Origin of the sequence: Aeromicrobium duanguangcaii (genome assembly GCF_024508295.1) — a bacterium.
GTDB lineage: Bacteria > Actinomycetota > Actinomycetes > Propionibacteriales > Nocardioidaceae > Aeromicrobium > Aeromicrobium duanguangcaii.
In genome coordinates this window covers 665,813-690,575 of the sequence record NZ_CP101990.1, presented here as the reverse complement: position 1 = coordinate 690,575, position 24,763 = coordinate 665,813, and the positions used below count along the sequence as shown (strand labels likewise).

27 protein-coding genes are annotated in these 24,763 nt (G+C 70.1%); 11 read left to right on the top strand and 16 right to left on the bottom strand.

Annotated features, from left to right (window positions below):
- Positions 1-14: 14 nt before the first annotated feature.
- The gene (locus tag NP095_RS03465) at positions 15-623 is read right to left on the bottom strand and encodes a mycothiol-dependent nitroreductase Rv2466c family protein (RefSeq protein WP_232417359.1); all 609 of its coding nucleotides are present in this window, start codon (positions 621-623) and stop codon (positions 15-17) included.
- Positions 620-1,771, bottom strand: a complete 1,152-nt coding sequence (locus tag NP095_RS03460) for a glutamate--cysteine ligase (RefSeq protein WP_232417360.1) — start codon at positions 1,769-1,771, stop codon at positions 620-622. Before NP095_RS03460 ends, NP095_RS03465 begins: the two co-directional genes overlap by 4 nt.
- A 114-nt stretch (positions 1,772-1,885) precedes the next feature.
- On the opposite strand from NP095_RS03460, the gene pepN reads away from it, so the two are divergent.
- Positions 1,886-4,402: an aminopeptidase N gene (gene pepN, locus NP095_RS03455; RefSeq protein WP_232417361.1), complete on the top strand. Its 2,517-nt coding sequence runs from the start codon at positions 1,886-1,888 to the stop codon at positions 4,400-4,402.
- Between the two features lie 4 nt (positions 4,403-4,406).
- Here the strand turns inward: pepN and NP095_RS03450 are convergent, their stop codons facing one another.
- Entirely contained in the window at positions 4,407-5,723 is a 1,317-nt protein-coding gene (locus NP095_RS03450) for a PhoH family protein (protein WP_256766116.1), read from the bottom strand.
- Between the two features lie 191 nt (positions 5,724-5,914).
- A complete protein-coding gene (locus NP095_RS03445; protein ID WP_154595662.1) occupies positions 5,915-6,676 on the bottom strand; it encodes an isoprenyl transferase in 762 nt (253 codons plus the stop codon).
- A gap of 92 nt (positions 6,677-6,768) precedes the next feature.
- Between NP095_RS03445 and trhA the strand changes: the two genes are divergently transcribed.
- Positions 6,769-7,467, top strand: coding sequence for a PAQR family membrane homeostasis protein TrhA (gene trhA, locus NP095_RS03440; RefSeq protein WP_232417362.1), 699 nt, complete (start codon positions 6,769-6,771; stop codon positions 7,465-7,467).
- On the opposite strand, the gene NP095_RS03435 is transcribed toward trhA, so the two are convergent.
- Both NP095_RS03435 and NP095_RS03430 read right to left on the bottom strand, forming a co-directional pair.
- On the bottom strand, positions 7,442-9,466 hold the full coding sequence (locus NP095_RS03435; protein ID WP_232417363.1) for a thioredoxin domain-containing protein: 2,025 nt from the start codon (positions 9,464-9,466) through the stop codon (positions 7,442-7,444). The genes trhA and NP095_RS03435 overlap by 26 nt on opposite strands.
- A gap of 53 nt (positions 9,467-9,519) precedes the next feature.
- Positions 9,520-9,813: a hypothetical protein gene (locus NP095_RS03430; RefSeq protein ID WP_232417364.1), complete on the bottom strand. Its 294-nt coding sequence runs from the start codon at positions 9,811-9,813 to the stop codon at positions 9,520-9,522.
- A 119-nt stretch (positions 9,814-9,932) separates the two neighbouring features.
- On the opposite strand from NP095_RS03430, the gene NP095_RS03425 reads away from it, so the two are divergent.
- Complete coding sequence (locus NP095_RS03425) at positions 9,933-10,166, top strand: hypothetical protein (RefSeq protein WP_232417365.1); 234 nt, start codon at positions 9,933-9,935, stop codon at positions 10,164-10,166.
- Between the two features lie 28 nt (positions 10,167-10,194).
- Here NP095_RS03425 and NP095_RS03420 read toward each other — a convergent pair whose 3' ends face one another.
- From NP095_RS03420 to NP095_RS03400, 5 genes are read right to left on the bottom strand one after another with little or no spacing between them, the layout of a single operon-like run.
- The gene (locus tag NP095_RS03420) at positions 10,195-11,133 is read right to left on the bottom strand and encodes a phosphatase PAP2 family protein (RefSeq protein WP_232417366.1); all 939 of its coding nucleotides are present in this window, start codon (positions 11,131-11,133) and stop codon (positions 10,195-10,197) included.
- Positions 11,130-12,614 (bottom strand): hypothetical protein, encoded by a 1,485-nt coding sequence (locus tag NP095_RS03415; RefSeq protein ID WP_232417367.1) that lies wholly within the window; start codon positions 12,612-12,614, stop codon positions 11,130-11,132. Before NP095_RS03415 ends, NP095_RS03420 begins: the two co-directional genes overlap by 4 nt.
- 38 nt (positions 12,615-12,652) lie before the next feature.
- Positions 12,653-13,210 carry a GNAT family N-acetyltransferase gene (locus tag NP095_RS03410; RefSeq protein ID WP_232417368.1) on the bottom strand — a complete coding sequence of 186 codons (558 nt, stop codon included), beginning with the start codon at positions 13,208-13,210 and terminating at the stop codon, positions 12,653-12,655.
- 7 nt (positions 13,211-13,217) lie between these two features.
- On the bottom strand, positions 13,218-13,433 hold the full coding sequence (locus NP095_RS03405) for a hypothetical protein (protein WP_232417369.1): 216 nt from the start codon (positions 13,431-13,433) through the stop codon (positions 13,218-13,220).
- 9 nt (positions 13,434-13,442) lie between these two features.
- Positions 13,443-13,565, bottom strand: a complete 123-nt coding sequence (locus NP095_RS03400) for a hypothetical protein (protein WP_255668758.1) — start codon at positions 13,563-13,565, stop codon at positions 13,443-13,445.
- A gap of 114 nt (positions 13,566-13,679) precedes the next feature.
- Here NP095_RS03400 and NP095_RS03395 point away from each other — a divergent pair, with 114 nt between their 5' ends.
- Together NP095_RS03395 and NP095_RS03390 are read left to right on the top strand one after the other, a co-directional pair.
- Positions 13,680-14,126: an SRPBCC family protein gene (locus NP095_RS03395; protein WP_232417370.1), complete on the top strand. Its 447-nt coding sequence runs from the start codon at positions 13,680-13,682 to the stop codon at positions 14,124-14,126.
- Complete coding sequence (locus NP095_RS03390) at positions 14,123-15,760, top strand: phytoene desaturase family protein (protein ID WP_232417371.1); 1,638 nt, start codon at positions 14,123-14,125, stop codon at positions 15,758-15,760. Before NP095_RS03395 ends, NP095_RS03390 begins: the two co-directional genes overlap by 4 nt.
- 12 nt (positions 15,761-15,772) lie before the next feature.
- Here the strand turns inward: NP095_RS03390 and mca are convergent, their stop codons facing one another.
- On the bottom strand, positions 15,773-16,624 hold the full coding sequence (gene mca / locus NP095_RS03385) for a mycothiol conjugate amidase Mca (RefSeq protein WP_232417372.1): 852 nt from the start codon (positions 16,622-16,624) through the stop codon (positions 15,773-15,775).
- Positions 16,625-16,698: 74 nt separating this feature from the next.
- Between mca and NP095_RS03380 the strand changes: the two genes are divergently transcribed.
- Both NP095_RS03380 and greA read left to right on the top strand, forming a co-directional pair.
- Positions 16,699-17,082, top strand: a complete 384-nt coding sequence (locus tag NP095_RS03380; protein ID WP_232417373.1) for a DUF4307 domain-containing protein — start codon at positions 16,699-16,701, stop codon at positions 17,080-17,082.
- A 65-nt stretch (positions 17,083-17,147) separates the two neighbouring features.
- Entirely contained in the window at positions 17,148-17,645 is a 498-nt protein-coding gene (greA, locus tag NP095_RS03375; RefSeq protein WP_232417374.1) for a transcription elongation factor GreA, read from the top strand.
- A 111-nt stretch (positions 17,646-17,756) separates the two neighbouring features.
- On the opposite strand, the gene ilvA is transcribed toward greA, so the two are convergent.
- Together ilvA and NP095_RS03365 are read right to left on the bottom strand one after the other, a co-directional pair.
- Complete coding sequence (gene ilvA / locus NP095_RS03370) at positions 17,757-18,947, bottom strand: threonine ammonia-lyase (protein WP_232417375.1); 1,191 nt, start codon at positions 18,945-18,947, stop codon at positions 17,757-17,759.
- 9 nt (positions 18,948-18,956) lie between these two features.
- On the bottom strand, positions 18,957-20,090 hold the full coding sequence (locus NP095_RS03365) for an AI-2E family transporter (protein WP_232417376.1): 1,134 nt from the start codon (positions 20,088-20,090) through the stop codon (positions 18,957-18,959).
- A 49-nt stretch (positions 20,091-20,139) separates the two neighbouring features.
- Between NP095_RS03365 and msrA the strand changes: the two genes are divergently transcribed.
- The 4 genes from msrA (at position 20,140) to NP095_RS03345 (ending at position 22,392) form a co-directional block, all read left to right on the top strand.
- Positions 20,140-20,775 carry a peptide-methionine (S)-S-oxide reductase MsrA gene (gene msrA / locus NP095_RS03360; RefSeq protein ID WP_232417377.1) on the top strand — a complete coding sequence of 212 codons (636 nt, stop codon included), beginning with the start codon at positions 20,140-20,142 and terminating at the stop codon, positions 20,773-20,775.
- A gap of 20 nt (positions 20,776-20,795) precedes the next feature.
- Positions 20,796-21,341, top strand: a complete 546-nt coding sequence (locus NP095_RS03355) for a hypothetical protein (RefSeq protein WP_232417378.1) — start codon at positions 20,796-20,798, stop codon at positions 21,339-21,341.
- 132 nt (positions 21,342-21,473) lie between these two features.
- Entirely contained in the window at positions 21,474-22,028 is a 555-nt protein-coding gene (locus NP095_RS03350) for a mismatch-specific DNA-glycosylase (protein ID WP_232417379.1), read from the top strand.
- 97 nt (positions 22,029-22,125) lie between these two features.
- Positions 22,126-22,392 carry a hypothetical protein gene (locus NP095_RS03345; protein WP_256766115.1) on the top strand — a complete coding sequence of 89 codons (267 nt, stop codon included), beginning with the start codon at positions 22,126-22,128 and terminating at the stop codon, positions 22,390-22,392.
- Between the two features lie 46 nt (positions 22,393-22,438).
- Here the strand turns inward: NP095_RS03345 and NP095_RS03340 are convergent, their stop codons facing one another.
- The gene (locus NP095_RS03340) at positions 22,439-23,935 is read right to left on the bottom strand and encodes a cytochrome P450 (protein WP_232417381.1); all 1,497 of its coding nucleotides are present in this window, start codon (positions 23,933-23,935) and stop codon (positions 22,439-22,441) included.
- Complete coding sequence (locus NP095_RS03335; protein WP_232417382.1) at positions 23,932-24,750, bottom strand: SDR family NAD(P)-dependent oxidoreductase; 819 nt, start codon at positions 24,748-24,750, stop codon at positions 23,932-23,934. The genes NP095_RS03340 and NP095_RS03335 overlap by 4 nt, the downstream gene beginning before the upstream one ends.
- Positions 24,751-24,763: the final 13 nt, after the last annotated feature.

Below are 24,763 nucleotides of genomic sequence, written 5' to 3'. Positions count from 1 at the left end.
GCGGGCCGGCTCGCTCAGTCGAAGATCGGCTCGCGGGTCCGGGTGCGCTTGAGCTCGAAGAAGCCGTCGTAGGACGCCAGCGCGCGAGCACCGTCGAAGACCGTTCCCGCCTGCTCGCCCTTCGGGGCGGGCGAGAGCACCGGACCGAAGAAGGCGGTGTCGCCGATGGAGATGACGGGGGTGCCGACCTCCTCGCCGACACGGCTGATGCCGTCGACGTGCGAGGCGCGGACGGCGTCGTCGAGCGACGTGTCGTCAGCGGCGTCGGCCAGCTCGGCGGGAAGACCCGCGGCGACGAGCGCCTCCTCGTACAGCGCGCGGTCGAACTCGCGGCCCTCGTTGTGGCGGCGCGTGCCCAGTTCGGTGTAGAGGTCGCGCAACACCTCGGTGCCGAACTTCTGCTCGGCGGCGATGGCCAGGCGCACGGGACCCCAGCCCTTCTCGATCGCCTCGCGGTACTCGTCGGGCACGTCCTTGTCCTCGTTGAGCACGGACAGGCTCATGACGTGGAACACGGTGTGGACGGGCCGGACCTGCTCGACCTCGAGCATCCAGCGGGAGGTCATCCAGGCCCAAGGGCACAGCGGGTCGAACCAGAGGTCGACGGTCTCAGTGGTGGTCATGTCTGGTCCAACAGCGGACGGCCCGCCCGCATTTCCTCGACCAGTGCCGCGACCACGGCGTCGAGCTCGCCGCTCTGCCCTGCGGCCACCGCGCGCTGGCGCTGGTAGGAGGCGCCCCCGGCGGCCATGATGTCGCGGACGCCGTTCAGCTCCTCGGCGCAATCGAGGTCCGCGGCGACCGGCTCGAGCTGCACCAGCAGGCGCTCCAGGTCGTCGGTCACGAGCTCCTCGCGGGCGTCGCGGTCGAGGATCAGGATCGCGTCCATGCCGTACCGGGCGGCGCGCCACTTGTTCTCCTGCACGAACCACGAGGGGATCGAGGGCAGCTCGCGACCGGCGTCCAGCTCGCGCGAGTGGTGCTCGACGAGGCAGTGGGTCAGCGCGGCGATGCTGCCGAGCTCGGAGAGCGTGGGGACGCCGTCGCAGATGCGCATCTCGAGCGTGCCGAACTTCGGCGAGGGCCGGATGTCCCAGCGGATCTCGTCGAACGAGTCGATCACGCCGGTGTGCATCATGTCCCCGACGTAGTGCTCCAGCTCGTGCCAGTGATCGAACTGGAAGGGCAGGCCCGCCGTGGGCAGCTGCTGGAACATCAGGGCGCGGTTCGAGGCGTAGCCGGTGTCCTGGCCGCCCCAGAACGGGCTGGACGCGCTGAGCGCCAGGAAGTGCCCATAGTGCGTCAGCATCGCCCGGCTGATCGGCAGCACCTTGGCGCGGTCCTCGATGCCGACGTGGACGTGGACGCCGTAGATCAGCATCTGTCGTCCCCACCACTGGGTGCGGTCGATCAGGGTGGCGTAGCGCTCCTTGTCGGTGACCTTCTGCTGGGTCCACCGCGCGAAGGGGTGCGTGCCGGCGCACATCAGCTCGACTCGCAGCGGATCGGTCACCAGCCGGAGCGCCTCGATGCTGCGGCTGAGGTCGTGCGTGACCTCCTTGACGCTGCGGCACACACCCGTCACGACCTCGACGGTGTTGAGCAGCAGCTCCTGCTTGATGTGCGGGTGCTCGCCGCCACCGATGGGCGCCACCGCCTCGAGCACCGTCTGGGCGACCTGGCGCAGGTCCCCGGAGTCCTGGTCGACCAGCGCGAGCTCCCACTCCACGCCGATCGTCGACCGCTCCGAGGCGGCGAACGGGATGTCCATGCGAACATCCTGCCTGACCATCGGGCGCGCAGCCCCGCCGCAGCGACCGGTGTGACCGATCTCCAACGAGCCGTCGGGTGGTGGGCCTTCGCGAACGGGTGAAAGAGTAAGAGCATGCCCGGCACCAATCTCACCCGTGAAGAAGCCCGCCAGCGCGCCGCCGTCGTCTCCGACGCCGCCTACGACATCGCCCTGGATCTCACCCTCGAAGGCGAGCGATTCGGCTCGATCACGACGCTGACCTTCGCGGCGCAGCCCGGCTCGTCGACGTTCGTCGACCTGGTCGACGCCGAGCTGGAGTCGATCACGCTCAACGGCCGCGAGCTGGACCTGTCGGCCTACTCCGACCAGCGCATCGCCATCGACGGGCTCGAAGCGCACAACGAGCTCGTCGTCACCGGAACCTGCCTGTACTCGCACTCCGGCGAGGGTCTGCACCGCTTCGTCGACCCCGCGGACGACCGGGTGTACCTCTACACGCAGTTCGAGGTCCCCGACGCGCGTCGCGTCTTCGCGACCTTCGAGCAGCCCGACCTCAAAGCGCAGTTCACCTTCCACGTCACGGCGCCGTCGCACTGGAAGGTCGTCTCCAACTCCCCCACCCCCGAGCCGATCGTGCTCGACGGCGGTGCGGCGGTGTGGCACTTCGAGCCGACCAAGACGATGAGCACCTACATCACCGCGCTCGTCGCCGGCGACTACCACGAGGTCCGCGACACGTACGCCGGCGAGTACGGCCAGATCCCGCTCGGCGTCTTCTGCCGCCAGTCCCTCGTGCCGTACCTGGACGCCGACGACATCCTGCTCATCACCAAGCAGGGCTTCGAGTTCTTCGAGGGCGCGTTCCAGATGGGCTACCCGTTCGGCAAGTACGACCAGCTCTTCGTGCCGGAGTACAACATGGGCGCGATGGAGAACGCGGGCTGCGTGACCTTCCGCGACGAGATGATCTTCCGCAGCCGTCAGACCGTCTCGGCCTACGAGCAGCGCGCGAACACGATCCTGCACGAGATGGCCCACATGTGGTTCGGCGATCTCGTGACCATGAAGTGGTGGGACGACCTGTGGCTGAACGAGTCGTTCGCCGAGTTCGCCGCGCACCACTCGTCGGTCAAGGCGACCCGGTTCACCGACGCGTGGACCGGTTTCACCAACAACCGCAAGAACTGGGCCTACCGCCAGGACCAGCTGCCCACGACGCACCCGATCGCGGCGGACAACTACGACCTGCACGCGGTCGAGGCCAACTTCGACGGCATCACCTACGCCAAGGGCGCCTCGGCGCTGAAGCAGCTCGTCGCCTGGGTGGGCGAGGAGGACTTCTTCGCGGGTCTGCGCAGCTACTTCTCGAAGTACGCCTATGGCAACACCGAGCTGAAGGACCTGCTGGCCGAGCTGTCCGAGGCCTCGGGCCGCGAGCTCGACAGCTGGGCCGCCGAGTGGCTGCAGACCTCCGGCGTCAACACGCTGCGCGCCGACTTCGACGTCGACGACGCGGGCGCCTTCACGCGGTTCGAGGTCGAGCAGACCGCGACCGACGAGTACCCGACGCTGCGCCGCCACCGCATCGCGATCGGCCTGTACAACCGTGAGGGCGGCCGGCTCGTGCGCACCGACCGGATCGAGACCGACGTCCGCGGCGAGCGCACCGAGATCACCGAGCTGGTCGGCAAGGCCCGCCCGGACCTGATCCTGCTCAACGACGACGACCTCACGTACGCCAAGATCCGCCTCGACGAGGGCTCGTTCCAGACCCTGCTGAGCGGCATCGGCTCGTTCGCCGACTCGCTCCCCCGCGCCCTGTGCTGGGGCTCGGCGTGGGACATGACGCGCGACGCCGAGCTGCCCTCGGCCTCGTTCGTCGACCTCGTGCTGGCCGGCGTCGGCACCGAGACGGACCTCACGGCCGTCTCGTCGCTGCTGCGTCAGGGCAAGAGCGCGGTCAGCCTGTTCACCTCGGACGAGAAGCGGCCCGAACTGGCCGCGCGCTGGGAGGCCGGCGTGGCCGACCTGCTGGTCAACGCCGAGCCCGGCAGCGACCACCAGCTGGCGTTCGCCCGCGCGCTGGCGTCGGCGGCCACGTCGCCGAAGCTCCTGCGCGATCTGCTCGGCGGGTGGATCTCGGGTCTGGAGATCGACGCCGACCTGCGTTGGACGCTGATCAGCGGCCTGGCCAAGCTGGGCGACGCCGACGAGGCCGAGATCGACGCCGAGCTGGAGCGCGACAACACCAGCCAGGGCCGGGAGCACGCCGCCGGAGCGAAGGCCCTGCGCCCGACCCCCGAGGCCAAGGCAGAGGCCTGGCGCCGCGTCGTCGAGGACGCCTCCACGCCCAACGAGACGCGTCGTCAGATCGCCTCGGGGTTCCAGGTGTCCGGTCAGGCCGAGGTGCTCGCGCCGTACGTCGACAAGTACCTCGAGATGGCCGAGACCGTCATCGACGAGATGGGCGTGTGGATCGGGCAGGTCGCGCTGATCAACCTGTTCCCGCTGCCCAACCCGACGTCCGAGACGCTCGCGAAGGTCGACGCGTGGCTCGCCGGCACGCAGGCGCCCGCGGCGGCGAAGCGCTACGTGATGGAGGGCCGTGACGACCTCCGCCGCGCGCTCGCCGCTCGCGAGATCAACTGACGCCCTAGAGGGTCACGTCCTCCAGCATCTCGGTCACGAGCGCCGCCACGGGCGAGCGCTCGGACCGGGTGAGGGTGACGTGCGAGAACAGCGGGTGGCCCTTGAGCTTCTCGACGACGGCGACGATGCCGTCGTAGCGGCCCACCCGCAGGTTGTCGCGCTGCGCGACGTCGTGCGTCAGGACGACCTTGGAGTTGGCGCCGATGCGCGAGAGCACCGTCAGCAGGACGTTGCGCTCGAGCGACTGCGCCTCGTCGACGATGACGAACGCGTCGTGCAGGGAGCGGCCGCGGATGTGCGTCAGCGGCAGGACCTCGAGCATCTGGCGGTCGACGATCTCCTCGACGACGTGCGGTGAGGCCACGGCGCCCAGCGTGTCGAACACCGCCTGGCCCCAGGGGCCCATCTTCTCGGACTCGCTGCCGGGCAGATAGCCCAGCTCCTGGCCGCCGACGGCGTACATCGGGCGGAAGACGATGACCTTCTGGTGCTGGCGGCGCTCCATGACGGCCTCGAGGCCGGCGCAGATCGCCAGGGCGGACTTGCCGGTGCCGGCGCGGCCGCCGAGGGAGACGATGCCGATCTCGGGATCGAGCAGCAGGTCCAGGGCGATCCGCTGCTCGGCGGAGCGCCCGCGGATGCCGAAGGCCTCGCGGTCACCGCGGACCAGCCGGACCTGCTTGTCGGGCGTGACCCGGCCCAGGGCGCTGCCCTTGTCCGAGAGCAGCACCAGCCCGGTGTGGCAGGGCAGCTCGCGGGCGGGCTCCAGCTCGACGGTGCCCTGCTCGTACAGGTCGTCCAGATCGGCGCTGTCGACGTCGAGCTCGGTCATGCCCGTCCAGCCGGTCTCGAGCGCCCACTCGGCCCGGTACTCCTCCGCGGTCAGCCCCACCGCGGACGCCTTGATGCGCATCGGCAGGTCCTTGGAGACCAGCACGACGTCGTGGCCCTCGTTGGCGAGGTTGCGGGCCACCGAGAGGATCCGGGTGTCGTTGTCGCCCTGGCGGAAGCCCGAGGGCAGCGAGGACGCGTCCGTGTGGTTCAGCTCGACGCGCAGGCTGCCGCCCTCGAGGCCGATGGGCATCGGGACGTCGATGGTGCCGTGCTGGACCCGCAGGTCGTCGAGGAAGCGCAGCGCGTTGCGGGCGAAGTACCCGAGCTCGGGATGGTGGCGCTTGGCCTCCAGCTCGGTGATGACGACCACCGGCAGGACGACCTCGTGCTCGCCGAAGCGCTGCATCGCGGCCGGATCGGCCAGCAGGACGCTCGTGTCGAGGACGTAGGTGCGGCGGGGCGGGGTGTTGCTCTTCGTAGCAGCCACGGCTGTCTCCTCGAGAGCCACGCGCGCGCCCGGCGCCCAGCTCTCACTAGTGGAAGTGGGGCTGAGCCTCTCGGTCACCGGAGAGCTCGTGATGGAGCAAGGGCACACCCCGAAAGTACGACCGGAGCAGGCGGGGAATCGGACGCCGCGCCGCGTGTCGCCACGATTGTGCGAACGGCCGGAGGGGTCGATCAGGCGCCGAAGCGGCGCTCGCGCTCGGCGTAGGAGCGCATGGCGCGCAGGAAGTCGACGCGCCGGAACGCGGGCCACAGCGCATCGCAGAAGTAGAACTCCGAGTGCACGCTCTGCCAGAGCAGGAACCCGCTGAGCCGCTGCTCGCCCGACGTGCGGATCACGAGGTCCGGGTCGGGCTGTCCCTTCGTGTAGAGGTGCTCGGCGATGTCGTCGACCTCGAGCGTCGACGCGACGTCCTCCAGGCTGCGGCCGGAGCCGGCCTGCTCCATGAGCAGGGAGCGCATCGCGTCCGTCAGCTCCTGGCGACCTCCGTAGCCGACGCAGATGTTGACCGACAGGCTCGACTCGGCGCCGACGGTGAGGTCGGCGGCGCGCTTCATCCGCGCCGCGCTCTCGGCCGGGAGCATGTCGAGGTTGCCGATCAGGCGGATGCGGTAGCCGCCGGTGGCCAGGTCCTCGACGAGGCGCTCGATCACGACGAGCAGCGCGGCCAGCTCGTCGGCGGGGCGGCGCAGGTTGTCGGTCGACAGCAGCCACAGGGTGACGATCTCGACACCGAGCTCGTCGCACCAGGCGAGGAACTCGGCGATCTTGTCCGCGCCGGCCTGGTACCCGTGGTCGACGCCGGCGCCCGCACCGCGGGCCCAGCGACGGTTTCCGTCGACGATGGCCCCGACGTGACGCGGGAGGTGCTCGGGGTCGAGTCCCTTGGCGAGGCGACGCTCGTACACGCCGTAGAGGAGATCGCTGACCGGCATGGCGTCCAGAGTACGCGGCGGCCCCGCACGATGGGACGACTGTCACGCACTCGTCGAGTGGCTCCCGACGACCTGAGGACTAGCATGGGCACATGCCGTCCCCGAAGCCCGACACCACCGTCGACGAGGTGGGGGATCGCATTCGCGACACCGTCGAGGAGATGAAGCCTCGCCTTCGCGGATGGCTGCACGCGGCGACTGCGCCGCTGGCGCTGATCTCCTTCCTGATCATGCTCGTCTTCGCCGACAGCCTGGCCGCTCGCGCGGGCGCGGCGGTCTTCATGCTGAGCGCACTGCTGCTGTTCGGCGTGAGCGCCGTCTATCACACCGTGCCGTGGCGCGAGCGCGCCAAACAGATCCTGCGGCGACTGGACCACTCGAACATCTTCATCATGATCGCCGGGTCCTACACGCCCTTCTCGCTGCTGCTGCTCAACGAGCGCCAGACCATCACGTTGCTCTCGCTGGTGTGGGGCGGCGCGATCCTCGGCGTGCTGTTCAAGGTCTTCTGGCTGTCGGCACCGCGCTGGGTCTACGTGCCCCTCTACCTGGCCCTGGGCTGGGCGGCGCTGATCTACCTGCCCGACTTCATGGCGGCCGCGTCCACGACCGTGTTCACGATGCTCGTGCTGGGCGGGATCTTCTACACCGTGGGCGCCCTGGTCTACGCATTCCAGTGGCCGGACCCGAACCCGAGGTGGTTCGGGTACCACGAGGTGTTCCACGCCCTGACGATCGCGGCGTTCATCGTCCACTACATCGGCGTCAGTCTCCTCGTGTACCAGTCCTGACCTGGTTGCCTGCGGCGAGGTCCGCGGGATCGGTGACGGGCAGCGCGCACACGAAGTCGCGGCACACGTAGGCGGTGGCGTGCCCGCCGATCGCCTGCCGTCCTTCGAACAGCGGCACGGGCGAGCCCTCGCGCGTCGCGACCACGACGGCGCCCGGCGCCGTCAGGCCGAGCGCGGCCCGGTGCATCGGACCGGCGACCTCGCCGACGACGGCGATCTCGGCGGGCCCGTCGTGCAGCGCCTCAGCGGCGGCGAGGGTCCATCCCGCGAACCGCGGAGCTCCGGTGGCCAGCGCCGCGGCGGACTCGACACAGTCGACCGCGGCCGCCCGCACGTCGTGGTCGCCGGTGACCGCGGCCAAGGCGAGCAACCCGTGCGCGAGGGCCGACGAGCCTGACGGGTTGGCGTTGTCGGACACGTCGCGCGGTCGCACGACCAGCGCCTCGGTGTCGTCGGCAGTGTCGTACCAACCGCCGTCCTCGGCGCGGAAGTGCGCCAGCGCGCGGTCGGCCACGTGCCGCGCACGGTCCAGCCAGCGGGGGTCGTCAGTGGCGCCGAGTACGGCGATGAACGCCTCGATGACCGCGCCATGGTCCTCCAGCACCGCCGCGTGCTCGGAGCGGACGCCGCCCAGGGACGTGCGGACGAACCCGGGCTCGACGTGCAGGTCCCACAGCAGCGTCGCGGCCTCGGCGGCCGCGTCGACGAGATCGGGCCGGTCCAGCAGGATGCCGCACTCGGCCAACGCGGTGACGGCGTAGCCGTTCCACGCGGCCACGACCTTGTCGTCGCGGGCCGGGCGGGTGCGCTCGGCCCGGACCTCGAGCAGTCGGGCGCGCACGCGCTCCCAGCGCTGCGGGTCGTCGGGGTCCTGCAGCAGCTGCAACGTCGAGAAGCCCCGCTCGAAGGTGCCGCCGCCGGTGACCGAGAGCAACTGGACCGCCCACGCGGCGTCGCTGGTGCCGAGCGCCTTCATCAACTGGTGCGGGTTCCACACGTAGTACGTGCCCTCGTGGCCATCACTGTCGGCGTCGAGGGCCGAGGCGAAGCCGCCCTGCTCGGTGCGCAGCTCGGACAGCATGAAGTCGGCCGTCTCATGGCAGATCCGCTCGGCCAGGGCGAGGTGCTCACCACCGTCGCCGCGCGCCCGCAGTGCCCGGGCCCAGTGCAGGTACGCGCGCAGCAGCAGGGCGTTGTCGTAGAGCATCTTCTCGACGTGGGGCACGCGCCAGAAGCGGTCGACGCTGTAGCGCGCGAAGCCGCCGCCGAGCTGGTCGTACATGCCGCCACGCGCCATCGCCTCGAAGGTGCGGCAGACGATCGACCAGACCTCGTCGTCCCCGGTGCGCGCGTGTTGGCGCAGCAGGAACTCGAGCACCATCGAGGGCGGGAACTTCGGGGCGTCGCCGAAACCACCGGCCTCCGGGTCGCCCTGCTTCACGAGCGTCGCGGCCGCGCGGTCGAGGTCATCGGCGGTGAGCGGCTCGCCGCCGAAGTCGTCGGCCTCAGAGAGGAAGTCGAGCACCTGCCCGGCGGACGAGAGAACCTCCTCGCGCCGGTTCTCCCACGCATCGGCCAGCGCCTGCAGGACCTGGCTGAACGCCGGGTGCCCGCCACGGGGCTCGGGCGGGAAGTACGTGCCGGCGAAGAACGGCTCCCCCGTCGGCGTCAGGATGCACGTCATCGGCCAGCCGCCCTGGCCCGTCATCGCCTGGGTCGCGCGCATGTAGACCGCGTCGATGTCGGGCCGCTCCTCGCGATCGACCTTGATGTTGACGAAGTGCTCGTTCATGTAGGCCGCCGTCGCGGGATCCTCGAACGACTCGTGCGCCATGACGTGGCACCAGTGACAGGCGGCGTACCCGACGCTCAACAGGATCGGCAGGTCGCGGCGTTGCGCCTCGGCCAGCGCCTCCGGACTCCACTCCCACCAGTCCACCGGGTTCTCGGCGTGCTGACGCAGGTACGGGGACTGGGACTGAGCGAGACGATTGGCCACTTCGTCACGCTACCGGCGGCCGCGAAGCCTCGCCTTCTGCGAGCCACCACCCCTCAGTCTGCCGCGAGAACGTCTTCCTCGAGATTGACCAACAACAGGTCCGCCGCGGCTTCGGGTCCGTCCACCGCGAGTTGCTCCGCCTCGTAGTCGAAGTCCGATGTCCGCGTGGGGTGTCCGGGGGCGCGGTCGTCGGCATAGAGGATGCGTCCCTCAATGACGTCGGCCGACTCGGACACGAGGAGTATGTCCTCGATCGTGAGGATCGGGCCGTGGTCATCGCCACGTCGGACCCCCACCAGCAGGTCGCGCAGCGTGCTGAACTCAGATGCGAGGTCTCTCTTCACCATCAGGCCCTCCTCCCTGGACGCTCCCACGGCGCACGCCGGCAATCACACCACGCGGACGGTCGATGAGAACAGCGACTTCACCCGGCGGTCGTCAACCCGGCCCCGCTTACGATGCCTGCATGACCATGAACCGCTGGCGCGATCTCAGTCCCACGAGCCGGAAGGTGATCATCGCTGCAGGCACGGTCGACACTGCGCTGAAGGTGGCGGCTCTGGTCGACCTGGCCCGCAGGCCAGCCGCGCAGGTCCACGGTTCCAAGCGCGTCTGGGCCGCCGCGCTCGTGCTCGTCAACTCCGTCGGTCTGCTGCCGCTCGGCTACTTCAAGCTCGGGCGCGGCACGTCCGCTCACTGACTGAACGGTCCGACGGACGTCGCAAGGATCAGATCGGCACGCCGCGTCGGCGCTCCCACCAGCCGACGACGAACATCACGAGCCCCGCGAGGGCCCACCCGGCGATGATGTCGATGACGTAGTGCTCGGCGTAGTAGACCAGCGCGAACGCCATGACGAGCGGGTAGAGCAGCGCCGTCCAGCGCCACGGGCTGGTCAGCCGGCGGATGGTCCACAGCGCCACGAGCATCGCGATGCCGCCGTGCAGCGAGGGCATCGCGGCCACGGGATTGCCCACCTTGGCCAGGATGACGTGGAAGCCGCCCAGCCCGAGGTCGGACCAGCCACGGCCGGTCAACCGGGGCAGGCTCTCGGCGATGTAGCCCTCCTTCGACGCCAGCCACGGCGGCGCCATCGGGTAGAGCACGTAGACGATCAGGCCCGCCACGTTCATCACGAGGTAGCGGCTCAGCCACGCCGCCCAGTCGACCCTGTTCCGCACCCACAGCACGAGGGCCAGCGTGAGCGCGACGACGAAGTGGGTGTAGTAGACCGTGGTGAGGAGAACGTCGTACCAACGCGGCGGGGTCGCGCGGACGCACGGGTCGCCGCACAGGGCGTCCTGCAGGTAGGCCGTGGGCAGGTCGTTGCCGCCCGTCAGCCAGCGGTCCACGTGAATCGGCATCGTCCAGTGCACGGTGCCGATCAGCTCGTCGCTCAGCCCGCGACTGTAGAGATAGACCACGAGCACGGCGAAGGCCGGCCACCAGTCCTTGACGAAGTCGAGGTGGGCCCGGGCGGGCACGCCCCACCGCCACGCGATGACGGCCAGCCACATCCACGCGAACATCTGGAACGGGTCGGTCGGCACGCCGACGACCACGATCCACGCCACGAGGGCCACCGCATAGACCGCAATGGCGAGCGGGCGCCAGCGCACCGCCCTCGAGCGGGGCTCGGTCGCATCGGTGGACTCCTCGGTCGTCACCGGCAACCTCCTCCGTGGGGGACCGGACGGTCGACGCGGCGGTCCAACCAGACATCGCGGCCGCACACCTGGCCGATCACACGGTATCGCTGCGCCACGACGTCGATGAGCCGGTCCGCATCGACGCCCCAGTCGTCGAAACCGCTCCAGTCGACGATCCAGGTGGGGGCGTCCTCGCCCTCCAGCGTGTCGCTCAAACGGTCGAGATCGGGATCGAGGGCGCGCACGGGCAGGCTCCAGAGGTACGGGTACGGGCTCTCGAGGCCCGCGTTGAACAGGACGTTCGGCTGGCCGTAGGTGACGACGGCGGTGTCACCGGGCTCGGCGGCCTTCTCGATGGCGCGCCCGACCGCCTGCTGCTCGCGGCCGTCCTGGCCGGAGTCGGTCACCGTGTGGACCACCGTCACGATCGTCGCGGCGACGAGGAAGACGGCACCGTTGCGAGCCCATCGTCGGGGCACCTGAGCGGCGACCAGGCCGGCACCTAGCGCGGCGGTGGGGATCAGCGCGATCAGGTAGTGCGCCCAGTAGCTGCCGCCCATCAGGGCGAACGCCGTGGCGGCGAGGAGCGCGGCGCTCGTCGCCCAGACGACGGGGTCGCGGCGGCGGGCCGCCAGGACCAGGACGGCGGCCGTCAACATGGCCAGACCGCTGACGAGCCACGTCGAGACCATCGCGAGCAGGCGCTCCGTCGTGGCACCCGAGGCGGACGCGCGGATCGTCTCACCGGCCTCGAGCCGGAAGGTCACGACGGCGTCGAACAGCTCGACCGGACCGGCGCCACGGGCGGCCGCGAGCGCCACGGCGGCCGTCAGCGTGACCGCCACTCCCCCGACGACCCCGGCGGCGAGCGCCAGCAGCTGACGGCGGGACCGGCGCCCGCGCCACGCGATCATGACGAGCGCCACGACCACGAAGACCGCCGCGTCCACGGTGGACTGCTTGACCAGGACCGCGAGGGTGGCCGCGGATCCGGCGACGACGGCCGCCTTCCAGCCCCCGCCACGGCGGACGATGAGGACGGTCGCGAGCAGCGCTGCAGCGGAGAACGGGGCGGCGAGGATCTCGCCGTTGACGCGCGCGGTCCCCAGCCACGGCTGCGAGGCGAGGAGTGCGGCCGCGGCGGCGGCCCAGACACCCGCTCGAGGGCCGGCTGCGACGCGGGCGGTCACGCCCACCAGCACCACGACTGCCGCGGCGGCGGCACAGCCGATCAACCGCAGCGTCGTCAGGTCGCCGGCGGCCTCGAAGATCCACACCAGCAAGGGCGGTCGGTCGACCCAGTACCTGCCGTAGAGATCGTCGCCGTGGCCCCAGCCCGCGCCGACCATGAGGTAGCCCGCCTCGTCGCGTCCGGGAGGCGCCCCGATGAAGGGCAACTGCAACAACACCGCGAGGACGGCGAAGCCGACGATCGCGACGCGCGATCGGTCAGGCAGGGGACGCCGATCCCGACCACCGGAGGCGAGGTCGGAAGGCACCCGAAGACCATAGTCGAGCCACCCGAGCGGCCCGGCCCTCAGGACGGCTCTCCCCCGCGCGAGAGGCGATAGAGGACGTGTGGGCGCAGCGGACTGTCCGGCGCCAGGGCGGGGTGGTCGAAGTCGTCGGCGGGATCGCGCGTCATCCCCAGTCGCTCCATCACGGCGCGGGAACGCAGGTTGGTCGCCGCGGTGAAGGAGACGATCTCGTCCAGGTCGAGGACGCCGAACCCGTGACGCAGCGCGGCAGTCGCGGCCTCGGTGGCGTAGCCGTGGCCCCAGGCCCATGGGGCCAGTCGCCAGCCGACCTCCATCGTCGGCTCACCGCGCACCAGCTCGGCGATCGCCGGTGGCACGGGGTTCAGACCGGTGAAGCCGGCGAACCGGCCGTCCGGGGTCTCGACGGCCCACAGACCCCAGCCGTGCTCATCGAGACGGGCGGAGATCCGGTCGGCGAGAGCATCGCTCTGGACCGCGTCGAGCGGTGCCGGGAAGTACTCCATGACCGCCGGATCCGCGTTCAACGCGGCAAACGGCTCGCGATCGGTTCGGCTCCAGTGCCGCAGCGTCAGCCGCGGGGTGCGCAAAACCGTCACGGCGGGGTCAGGAAGTGGAGTCGTCCTCGGGCTTGCGGGGAGTCTCGTCCTCGCCCTCCCACGGCTGGCGGGCCTTCTTGGCCATCTTGGTGAACGACCACAGCAACAGGCCGACGATGATGCACAGGCCGAGCACGTACAGGCCGGGGAGCCAGCCGATCGACTGGTTGCCCTTGGGGTCGATCTCCTGGGTGGCGAGCACCGCGAGATCCAGCATGTTCACAGGCACAGCCTAGTCCTGCTCGTGTCCGCACCACTGGTCGGCCGGGACAGCGGCCTTGACCTGGTCGATGTGCTCACCGCACCCGCGCCACGTCGTCTTGCCGCACTGCTTGCACGTCACCGGAGAGCACATGCGCCTCATCCTTCACTGTCGTTCGGCTGCCTACCCATCGAGACTAGGCGATCGGCTGAAACTCCAGACGTCGCGGGCGGTGTGACGGCCGGGTCGATGGGTACCCTCGCGGACATGAGCACCAACACCCGCCTCATCGAGACCACGCCCGAGCGAGTCTGGGACGTCCTGGCCGACGGCTGGCTGTACCCGCTGTGGGTCGTCGGTGCCTCGCGGATGCGCGACGTCGACGCCACGTGGCCCGAGGTCGGCGCCAGGCTGCACCACTCGGTGGGCGTGTGGCCGGCTCTGATCGACGACGACACCTCGGTCCTGGAGGTCGAGCCCGGGCGGCTGCTGAAGCTGCACGCCCGCGCGTGGCCGGCCGGGGCGGCCGAGGTCACCCTCACGCTGTCCCCGCAGGGCGCGGGGACCAACGTGACGATCGAGGAGGAGCCGGTGAGCGGCCCCGCCGTTCTGATGCCGGGCCCGCTGCGGGAGCCGTCGCTGCACTGGCGCAACACCGAGACGCTGCGCCGGCTCGCGTTCATCGCCGAACGCCGCGAGGCGCCCACCCCGTGAGCGCACCGGCCGGTCGCACGTTCGACGCCATCGTGATCGGTGCCGGACCGAACGGACTCGTGGCGGCGAACCACCTCGTCGACGCCGGCTGGTCGGTCCTCCTCCTGGAGGAGCAGCCCACCGTGGGCGGAGCGGTGCACAGCGACACCGACGTGCACCCCGGGTTCGTCCACGACACGTTCAGCACGTTCTATCCCTTGGCGGCCGCTTCCCGCACCATCCAGGACCTCCGCCTCGAGGAGTACGGACTGGTGTGGCGCCATGCGCCGGCCGTCCTGGGCCACCCGTTCGCCGACGGCCAGTGGGCCCTGCAGCACCGCGACCGTGAGATCACCGCTGCGCTGATGGATCGCCAGCACGCGGGCGACGGCGAGGCTTGGCTCGAACTGTGCCGCACCTGGGACGAGATCGGCGATGCCCTTATCACCGGCTTGCTGACCCCGTTCCCGCCGGTGCGCGGCGGCCTCTCCCTGCTGCGCCACCTGCCGAAGGCGGGCGGGCTCGACTTCGTCAAGATGCTGCTGAGTCCCGTCGTCCAGATGGCCGACACGAGGTTCGGCGGCCAGGCGCCGGGGATCCTGCTGGCCGGCAACGCCGGGCATGCCGACATCCCGCTGGACTCCCCCGGCTCCGGGCTGATGGGCCTGATGATGACGATGATGGGCCAGACCGTGGGCTTCCCCGTGCCCGAGGGCGGCGCCGGCAAGTTCGCCGAGGCTCTCGCCGCGCGGTTCGAGGCGCGCGGCGGACGAATCGAGACCTCCAGCCGAGTCGCGCACATCGACGTGTCGGGCGGGCGCGCGAGCGGCGTCCGCACCGCCGACGGCACGCCCTACGAGGCACGCCGCGCGGTCGTGGCCGACGTGGTGGCGTCGGCCCTCTACGGGGACCTGCTGGACCCCACCGACGTCCCGGCCAAGGTGCACCAGCGGATGCAGCACTTCCGCCTCGACCCCGGCACCGTCAAGGTCGACTGGGCGCTCGACGGACCGATCCCCTGGGCCTCACCGCCTCCGTACGCCCCCGGCACGTTCCACGTCGCCGACTCCCGCCACGAGATGAACCAGGCCCTGCAGCAGGTGCACGACGGCTACGTGCCGGCCTCGCCGTTCCTGCTGGCCGGGCAGATGACCACGACCGACCCCACCCGGTCGCCGGCGGGCACCGAGTCGGTGTGGGCCTACACCCACGTCCCGCAGCAGACGGTCGCCGACGCCGGCGACGGGACGATCCGCGGCACGTGGGACCGCGACGACGCCGAGCGCTTCGCCGACCGCATGCAGGATCGGATCGAGCGCCTCGCGCCGGGCTTCGGCTCGAGGATCATGACGCGCCGGGTGATGGGCCCGCGCGAGCTGCAGGCCCGGAATGCCAACCTGATCGGCGGCGCCATCAACGGCGGCACCGCCGCGATCGACCAGCAGCTGTTCTTCCGCCCGATCCCGGGCCTGGGTCGCGCCGAGACGCCGATCCCCGGCCTCTTCCTCGGGTCGGCCTCGGCCCATCCGGGCGGAGGCGTGCACGGAGCGCCCGGCATGAACGCCGCGCGCGCCGCCCTGGCCCACGGCCGGGTCGACCACGTGGTCTCGCCGGTCCGCGGCTGGGCGCGCTCGGTGCGAGCCCGGCTGGGCTGAGCCCCGAAGGACTCAGCGCAGGCCGGCGAAGAGGTCGTCCTCGGGCAGCTCGGTGTCGACGAAGGACTTCACCAGCTCCCAGTCCTCGGTGGGCCACGCCTCTTCCTGGACCTGGTGCGGCACCGCGAACCAGAACCCGTTGGGGTCGATCTGGGTCGCGTGCGCGATCAGGGCACGGTCGCGCACCTCGAAGTACTCGGCGCAGGGCACGCGGGTGGTCATGCGCTTCTCGTGCTCGGGGTCGATCTCGCGGCTCTCGAGCCAGTCCTTGTAGGGCGACTCCAGACCGTGCCGCTCCATCGCCGCGTTGATCGCCTCGATGCGCGCCCGCGACCAGCCGTGGTGGTAGTAGAGCTTCTTGACCTGCCACGGCTCGCCCAGCTCGGGGTAGCGCTCGGGATCGGCCGCGGCCTCGAAGGCGTACACGCTGACCTCGTGGCACTTGACGTGATCGGGGTGCGGGTAGCCGCCGTTCTCGTCGTACGTCGTCAGGACGTGCGGACGGAAGGAGCGGATCAGGCGGACCAGCGGCGCGGCGGCCTCCTCGATCGGCACGAGGGCGAAGCAGCCCTCGGGCAGCGGCGGCTTGGGGTTGCCCTCGGGCCAGCCCGAGTCGACGAACCCGAGCCAGTCCTGGCTGACGCCGAGGATCTCGCGGGCCTTGTCCATCTCCTCGCGGCGGATCTCGGCGATGAGCTCGGGGTTCTCGAGGATCCCCGGGTGCTCGAACGCGGGGTTCAGGATCGACCCCCGCTCGCCGCCGGTGCAGGTGACGACGTGCACGTCGACCCCCTCGGCCACGTACTTGGCGGTGGACGCCGCACCCTTGCTCGACTCGTCGTCAGGATGGGCGTGCACATGCATCAGGCGCAGTTTGGTGTCTGCCTCGTTCTCGACCACGTGCCCCAGTGTTTCACGCCCCTGAGACACTGGGAGGCGTGACCGATCTCGACGCGCGCTACGGACGCCATCGCCGCACCACCCCGCGGTGGTTGTGGCCCCTCGTCGCCGCCCTCGGCATCACGGCGGGCATCGCCTGGGCCGCGTGGGCGTCGTGGACCAACGTGCCGCCGTTCCAAGCACGGGTGCACTCCTTCGAGGTCATCGACGACCAGCGCACGAAGGTCGACCTGGAGATCTTCCGCGACGAGCCCGTCGCGCTCACCTGCCGCGTGTTCGCGCAGGCCCACGACAAGCACGTCGTCGGCGAGAGGAACATCGAGGTCCCCGCCTCGTCCCAGAGCCCCGTGCGCATCGTCTCGGAGATCCGCACCGAGCGTCGTGCGGTGACTGCGGTTTTGGACTCCTGCGAAGAGGGCTGATGCTGTAGACTCAACGTTTCACCCCGGGAGGTCCCGGGGTGTCGTACGTAGTGAGGAGAACAGCCATGTCGACCGAGACCGAGACCATCTGGGTGACCCAGGAGGCCTACGACCGACTCGTCGCCGAGCTCAACCGCCTCAAGAACGAGGTTCTTCCCGACATCACGCAGAAGATCGCCAATGCCCGCGAGGAGGGCGACCTGCGCGAGAACGGCGGGTACCACGCCGCTCGCGAGGAGCAGGGCAAGACCGACGCGCAGATCCGTCAGCTCGAGGACCGACTGCGTCGTGCCGAGGTCGGCGATGCGCCGGCCGACGACGGCAAGGTCGAGGCGGGCATGAAGGTCACGATCCGCTTCCAGGGCGACAGTGACACCGAGACGTTCCTGCTGGGATCGCGCGAGCTGCTGAGCATGGACTCCAGCGTCGATCTGGACATCTACTCCCCCACCTCGCCGCTCGGCGCCGCCATCATGGGCAAGTTCGCCGGGGCGACGGTCTCCTACGAGGCCCCCAACGGCAAGTCCATCACCGTCGAGATCGTCGAGGCCACGCCCTTCTGATCCGTCGGGGCCGTCGGTTTACCACGGTCCCATGGTGTTCCGTCGCCTCCCCGGGGAAGTTTCCCCGGGGAGGCGCTGGTTTACCACGGTCCCGTGGTAAACCGTCAGGGCTCAGCTTGGGTCGTAGCCCAGCTCGGTCAGGCGACGCCAGACCTCCTCGCGATGGTCGTTGCCGCGGGTCGCGACCTGCAGCGCCACCTCGACCTCGCGCACGCCCAGGGCCTCCGAGCCGCGATCGTGGTTGACGTTGAGGATGTTCACGTCCATCTGGGCCAGCTCGGTCAGCAGCCGCATGAGCTCGCCGGGGCGGTCCGAGATCCGCACGCGGAACATCAGGAACCGGCCGCCGGACGCCAGGCCGTGCCGGATCACCTCGAGCAGGAGCAACGCGTCGATGTTGCCACCCGACAGCACCGGCACCACGGGGCCCTCGAAGCGATCGGGGTACTCCAGCAGCGCCGCCACCCCGACCGCGCCCGCCGGCTCGACCAGCAGCTTGGCGCGCTCCAGCAGCCCGATCAGCGCCTGGCTCATCGACTCCTCGGAGACGGTGACGACCTCGTCCAGGTGCTGGCGGATCAGATCGAACGGCACCGCGCCCGGACGCGACACCGCGATGCCGTCGGCCATCGTCGAGCCCAGATCGGCCTCGACAGGGATCCCCTCGGCGAGCGATCCCGGGTAGGCCGCCGCAGCCTCGGCCTGCACGCCCACGACGGTGATGTCGGGGCGCTCGGACTTGAGCAGGGCGATGCCCGCCGCCAGGCCCCCGCCGCCCAGGGGGACGAGGATCGTCGAGACCTCCGGGAGCTGCTCGATGATCTCGAGCCCCACGGTCGCCTGACCCGCGACGATGTCGGGGTGGTCGAAGGGGTGGATGAGCGTCGCGCCGGTCTCGTCGGCGAACTCGGCGGCGGCCACGAGCGCCTCGGTCACGCCGAGCCCGTGGAACCGGACCTCGGCGCCGTAGCCGAGCGTGGCCTGGACCTTCGGCAGGGCGGCGCCGTGCGGCATGAAGATCGTGGCGCGGGCGCCCAGCTTGGCGGCCGCCAGCGCGACCCCCTGCGCGTGGTTGCCGGCGCTGGCCGCGACGACGCCGCGGGCACGCTCCTCGTCGGACAGCCGCGCGATGCGCGTGTAGGCGCCGCGGATCTTGAACGACCCGGCACGCTGCAGGTTCTCGCACTTGAGCCGGACGTCGCGACCGGTCAGCTCGTGCAGCCACCGCGAGTGCGGCAGGGGCGTGACTTCACTGACGCCCTGCAGGATCTCACGCGCCGCGCGCGCATCGTTCAGGTCCACCCGCCCAGCCTAGGCCGGGGCCGGAGGTGGGTCCCCGAGGTCCCTCGACTCCTCACCCAGGAGCCCGTCGGTGTCCGGTGAATCACCGGACGCCAGGTGCCGCACGATCGTGTTGACGCAGGCCGCGAGCGGCACTGCGAGCAGGGCGCCGACGATGCCGCCGGCGACCAGCCCCGTCGCGATCACGAGCAGGATGGCGAGCGGATGGAGAGCGACGATGTGGCCCATCAGGAAGGGCTGCAGGACGTGTGCCTCGATTTGTTGCACCGCGATGACGCCCGCCAGCATCACCAACGCCGCGACCGGACCCTGGGCGACGAGGGCCACCAGAACCGCCACCAGGCCCGAGAGGGTGGCACCGATGATCGGGATGAAGGCACCCAGGAACACCAGGACGCCGATCGCCGCCGCGAGGGGAACCTGCAGGATCAGGGCGACGCCCGCGATGCCGACGGCGTCCGCCAGGGCGACGAGGACGGTGGCGCGCACGAACGCGGTGAGCGACCCCCACGCCGCGTGGCCCGAGGAGTCCACGCGCTCACGGGCGACCCGTGGGAACAACCGCACGATCCAGCCCCAGATGCGAGCTCCCTCATAGAGGAAGAAGAACAGGGTGAAGAACGTGACGAGGAAGCCAGCCACGAAGTGGCCGATCTGGACGCCGACTTCGGTGGCTTGCGAGAAGATGGCGGAGTCACTGCTGGAGATCGCCTTCTCGAGTCGGTCGATCCAGTTGTCGAGCTGACGGTCGGAGAGATCGAGCGGCCCGGTGCGCGCCCAGTTCTGCACCTGGTCGATCCCCTGAATGACGCTGTCGCGCAGGTCGTCGAACTGCGTCGACAACTGCTGTCCCACCACGCCGATCAGGCCGATCACCGTGAGCAGCAGCCCCAGGACGACCGTCAGGGCCGCAGCGAGCCGGGGCACCCCGTGACGGGCGAGCCAGTCGACCGCTCCGACCGTGAGAGCCGCGAGCAGTGCGGCGATGGCGATCGGGACGGTGACCTCGGAGAAGTAGCCGAGCACCCGGATGAGCAGGTAGCCGGCGGCTCCGAGGAGCACGAGGCGCCAGGCCCACGCTGCAGCGATCTCCACGCCGATGGGGATCTCGTACCGGCCGGCCCCCCGGGATTCGCTGCTCACTCTCTAAGGCTATGGGAACATGCCGACACCGCTCGGCGTTGACGTTGGCATGCGATTCGGATTCGACAAGACGACGCTTCCCACGCCCGAGACTGCGCTCCCGGGCCGCGACACCCGCCCCTTCTCGGTCGGGGATCGACACCTGGTCACCGGCAACCCGATCGAGACCGACGGCCCCGAGGGCTTCGGGATCGCCATCTTCGGCCTCGGTTGCTTCTGGGGCGAGGAGAAGACGTTCTGGGAGCAGCCCGGTGTCTGGTCCACCTCCGTCGGCTACGCCGGCGGCGTCACGCCGAACCCGACGTACGAGGAGGTGTGCACCGGTCGCACCGGTCACGCCGAGGTCGTGCGCGTCATCTTCGATCCCTCGGTCATCAGCTACGCCGACCTGCTGAGGGTGTTCTGGGAGAACCACGACCCCACGCAGGGCATGCGCCAGGGCAACGACCGCGGCTCGAACTACCGGTCGATCATCCTGACGACGACGCCCGAGCAGCAGGCCGAGGCCGAGGCGTCCCGCGAGGCCTACCAGCAGCAGATGACCGCCCACGGCTACGGCCAGATCACGACGCAGATCCGCCCCCTCGACGCGTACTACTACGCCGAGGAGGCGCACCAGCAGTACCTCGTCAAGAACCCGTTCGGGTACTGCCCGCTGCACGCGACCGGCGTCTCCTACGCCTGAGCTTGTGCAACCATGACCCCGTGACAGTTCCCGCCCCGCGTCGCGTCGTCTTCGCGCGTGGCCAGTGGTGGGGCGGTGTTCCGTTCATCGTCGAACTCTGCATGGTCGGGACGATCATCGCGCTCGTCCTCATGGCTTCTCTCGGCGAGTTCGGCTGGTTCGTCCTCTTCCTCATCGGCCTGTGCGGGCCCATTGCCGCGGGAACGATCATCGCCGCCGACTGGGCGCTGCGAGCCGGCCGCGTCAGTTACGACGTGGAAGGACAACGCGTGTTCGCCCGACGGGGTCGACGGGTGCTGGCATCGTTCGACATCTCCGACTTCGACGAGGTAGCGATCCGGGAACGGCTCACGTGGGCGAACACCTTATGGAAGGGCTCGTCCTTCTCACCCTTCTTCTTCAATCTTCAGGGCTTGCCATATCTCGAAGCGACGAAGACCATCAATCGGTGGGAGCAGGAGCGCATTGTCTTCCCGCCCATCTTGATCTGGGGCAAGAAGTCGTGCGACGCCGCCGAGGCAACGCTTCGAGGCGAACTCAGCCGCAGCGGCGCCGAGCAGAACTAGCCAAGGCAGCATCTTCGACATTGCGTCATGCTTCAGGTATGCGTGAACGCCATTGTGGCCGGCAGTACCTCGTCAAGAACCCGTTCGGGTACTGCCCGCTGCACGCGACCGGCGTCTCCTACGCCTGATCGCATGGGCTGGAGTCGAGCCGAGCTGGAGTCCTTCGCCGGACGGACGATCCCGGACCTGATGCCCGACGACCTGCGGTTGCTGTTCGTCGGGATCAACCCCGGCCTCGTCAGCGCCGCGACGGGCCTGCACTTCGCCCGGCGCGGCAACCGCTTCTATCCGGCGCTCGTTCGAGCCGGCCTGGTCGACACCGACGACCCGGCCCTGGCGGCCGAGCAGCTGCGTGACCGCGGCGTCGGAATCACCAATCTCGTCGCCCGAGCATCCGCCCGGGCCGACGAGCTGGACCCGTCCGAGCTGGTGGAGGGTCGCGCCCGCTTGGTCGAGCTCGTCACCGAGCACCGGCCGCGCGTCGTCGCGGTCGCGGGCATCACGTCCTTTCGCACCGCGTTCGGCCACCGCGCCGCCCGCCCGGGACGCCAGCCCGAGGACCTCGCCGGAGCCGAGGTGTGGGTCGTGCCGAACCCGAGCGGACTCAACGCGCACGAGACGGTTGCGTCACTCGCCGAGGCCTACGCCGAAGTCGCCCGTGCGGCCGGCGTCCTGTCCTCGCTCTGAGCCCGCGCCCGGAGCCTTCTCGGGTTCGGCGAAAGCCGCCCGACGCCGTCATCGTCGGACCTATCCTCCAACTGTGAGGATGCTTCGGCGGTGCGCGATGGCACTGGTCACAGTCACCGTGCTCGCGGGCTTCGGCACGGGGATCATCGACGGCAGCACGTTCGACCCCCACGACGTCGACGAGCCGCCGTCGCTGACGGAGCCCGAGAGCTCAGAACCGGACGGTGTCGCCGAGCCCCGTGACGCGACGACGTGCGTCGACGTCACGTCGCAGGATCACAACTGGGACAACGACATGCTGTGCACCCGCCCGGACGGCTCGACCTTCCACACGTCGTACGAGGGCGCCGAGCAGTTCGGGTGAGTCCTCTCCCGACGCCATGCCGAGCCTGCTGACACACGGCGCTGACTCAGTGGGCGACCGGGCATCCGGAGGGCGCCTGCTCCGGCCCCTCGTCGACCGTCGGCGCCTCCGCGCTGCGTGCTGCGGGCGTGCGCGGCGTCAGAGTCAGCCGGAAGCCCTGCGGCACGATGGTCAGTCGCTCCTCGATCGCCAGCTCGTAGTCCGGCTCGCCGGTGATGTCGTAGCGGTGCAGCAGCCGAGCCAGCACGAGGAGCGCCTCGTGGATCGCGAACTGGCGGCCGATGCAGGCCCGCTCCCCCGTGCCGAACGGCTTGTAGATGTTCTTCATCCGCCCGCGCGAGTTCTCGGGCAGGAACCGGTCCGGATCGAACTCCTCGGCCGTCGGACCCCAGGCCTTCGGATCGCGGTGCGTCATCGGCAGGATGATCATCGCCCAGTCATCGGGCGTCATCACGACCTCATGCCCGGTTCCCGCTCCGACGGTCGTCGTCTCGCGCGGAGACCGTGCGAACGCCGGGGCGGTGGGCCACAGCCGCAGGGTCTCGTCGAGGCAGCGCCGCAGGTAGCGCAGTCGCGGGACCTGCTCGAAGGTCGGCTCGGTGTCGGGGTCCGGCCCCAGCAGGTCGTCGACCTCGGCGTGGGCCTTCGCGAGGATCTCAGGGTTCCGCGACAGGTAGTACAGCGCGAAGCTCAAGGCACCCGACGTCGTCTCGTGACCCGCCACCAGGAACGTGAGGATCTGCTCGCGGATGTTGCGGTCGTCGAGCTTCACACCGGTCTCGGGATGGGCCTCGTAGAGCATCCGGTCGAGCAGGTCGTCGTGCCGCTCACCGTTGTCGCGGCGCTCGCCCACCATCGTGTCGACGAGATCGTCGAGATACGCGCGCTGATCGGCGTTCCGCTCGTCGATGCGCCGCGCGATCCTGCCGCCCCCGGGCACCGCGTCGAGCGCACCCTTCTGCATCCCCGTCATGAGCGCCATCACCATCGCGTCGACGAACGGGTGACGCTCGCTGGAGGTGAACGATCCGAAGTCGCGGCTGAAGGCGCAGCGGCTGATCGTCTCGAGCGTCAGCCGGGTCATGTCGGCGGTCACGTCGATAGGCCCGCCCTGGCTGTCCCACACCCCGAACATCTCGGCTGCCGTCTCGAGCATCGTGTCGTGGTAGCCGCGCATCGCAGCCTTCGAGAAGGCCGGCATGAGCACGCCGTGGGCCGTGTGCCAGTTCTGCTCGCCCTCGAGCGCCGTGAACAAGCCGTCGCCGACGAAGTCGCGCAACTGCGCCACCGCGGGCGCCAGGACCTTGAAGAAGCGCGACTCGTCGCACAACTCGGCGGCCAGCGCGGCGTCGGAGACGAACACGTACTTCTGGTTGAAGACGCGCACCTCGAAGATCGGACCGAGGGACCCCCCGACCGTCATGACGTTCTTGACCGGAGTGTCGGTGTTCAACCGCATCGCGTCGTAGGCGATGGGGCGACGCCCGGGCGGATGGGGGAACTTGTGCCCGCTCCAGCTGTTCCGCACGGTCAACAGGCTCACAGTCCGGCCTTTCCTGCAAGGCGCCCCACCAGGCGCTGGTAGTGCGGCCCGGCCACCCGGGCGACCAGGTCGATCACCCGCGCGTCCGCGCCGATGAGCACCCTCGTTCTGCCCTTCTGGACGCCGTCGAGGATCACCTCGGCGGCCCGCGCGGGGCTGGTGCGGGCGATCCGGTCGAAGGTCGTCGCCAGTCCGTCGTGGTCGAGCCCGTCGACCTGGCCGGCGTTGCGCGCGACGTTGGTCTTGATCCCGCCCGGGTGCACGCACGTCACCTTCACGGGCCGACCGCGCGCGGCCATCTCCAGGCTCAGCGCCTCGGTGAACCCCCGGACAGCGAACTTCGCGGCGTTGTACGCCCCCTGCGTGGGCACCGAGATGATGCCGAAGACGCTCGAGATGTTGACGACATGGCCGTCCCCCGAGGCGATCAGGTGGGGCAGGAACGCCTTGGTGCCGTTGACGACGCCCCAGTAGTCGACGTCCATGACGCGCTCGAGGTGCTTGAAGTCCGTCGCCTCGATGTCGCCGGTGAAGGCGATGCCGGCATTGTTGTAGATCTGGTGCACCACACCGAAGTGCTCGGCGACCTCGGCGGCGTAGGCCAGCAGGCGCTCACGCTCGGTGACGTCGAGATGGTCCGCCCGCACCTCGCCGCCGGCCGCCCGGACCAGGCCCTCGGTCTCGGCCAGGCCGGCCGAGTCCACGTCGCAGATGGCGACCCGTGCCCCTCGGGCCACCAGCTCCAGCGCGAGTGCGCGACCGATGCCCGAACCTGCCCCCGTGACGACGGCGACCTTCTCTGTGAAGTACGTCATACCCACCTCCGGA

Bases quoted from the DNA above. Each gene is read 5' to 3' on its own strand.
- mca (WP_232417372.1), bottom strand. From the start codon at position 16,624: ATGCATGTGCACGCCCATCCTGACGACGAGTCGAGCAAGGGTGCGGCG.
- NP095_RS03350 (WP_232417379.1), top strand. From the start codon at position 21,474: ATGGGCTGGAGTCGAGCCGAGCTGGAGTCCTTCGCCGGACGGACGATC.
- NP095_RS03395 (WP_232417370.1), top strand. From the start codon at position 13,680: ATGAGCACCAACACCCGCCTCATCGAGACCACGCCCGAGCGAGTCTGG.
- msrA (WP_232417377.1), top strand. From the start codon at position 20,140: ATGCGATTCGGATTCGACAAGACGACGCTTCCCACGCCCGAGACTGCG.
- NP095_RS03400 (WP_255668758.1), bottom strand. From the start codon at position 13,565: ATGTGCTCTCCGGTGACGTGCAAGCAGTGCGGCAAGACGACGTGGCGC.
- NP095_RS03460 (WP_232417360.1), bottom strand. From the start codon at position 1,771: ATGGACATCCCGTTCGCCGCCTCGGAGCGGTCGACGATCGGCGTGGAG.
- trhA (WP_232417362.1), top strand. From the start codon at position 6,769: ATGCCGTCCCCGAAGCCCGACACCACCGTCGACGAGGTGGGGGATCGC.
- NP095_RS03465 (WP_232417359.1), bottom strand. From the start codon at position 623: ATGACCACCACTGAGACCGTCGACCTCTGGTTCGACCCGCTGTGCCCT.
- greA (WP_232417374.1), top strand. From the start codon at position 17,148: ATGTCGACCGAGACCGAGACCATCTGGGTGACCCAGGAGGCCTACGAC.
- NP095_RS03425 (WP_232417365.1), top strand. From the start codon at position 9,933: ATGACCATGAACCGCTGGCGCGATCTCAGTCCCACGAGCCGGAAGGTG.
- NP095_RS03445 (WP_154595662.1), bottom strand. From the start codon at position 6,676: ATGCCGGTCAGCGATCTCCTCTACGGCGTGTACGAGCGTCGCCTCGCC.
- pepN (WP_232417361.1), top strand. From the start codon at position 1,886: ATGCCCGGCACCAATCTCACCCGTGAAGAAGCCCGCCAGCGCGCCGCC.
- NP095_RS03430 (WP_232417364.1), bottom strand. From the start codon at position 9,813: ATGGTGAAGAGAGACCTCGCATCTGAGTTCAGCACGCTGCGCGACCTG.
- NP095_RS03335 (WP_232417382.1), bottom strand. From the start codon at position 24,750: ATGACGTACTTCACAGAGAAGGTCGCCGTCGTCACGGGGGCAGGTTCG.
- NP095_RS03345 (WP_256766115.1), top strand. From the start codon at position 22,126: ATGGCACTGGTCACAGTCACCGTGCTCGCGGGCTTCGGCACGGGGATC.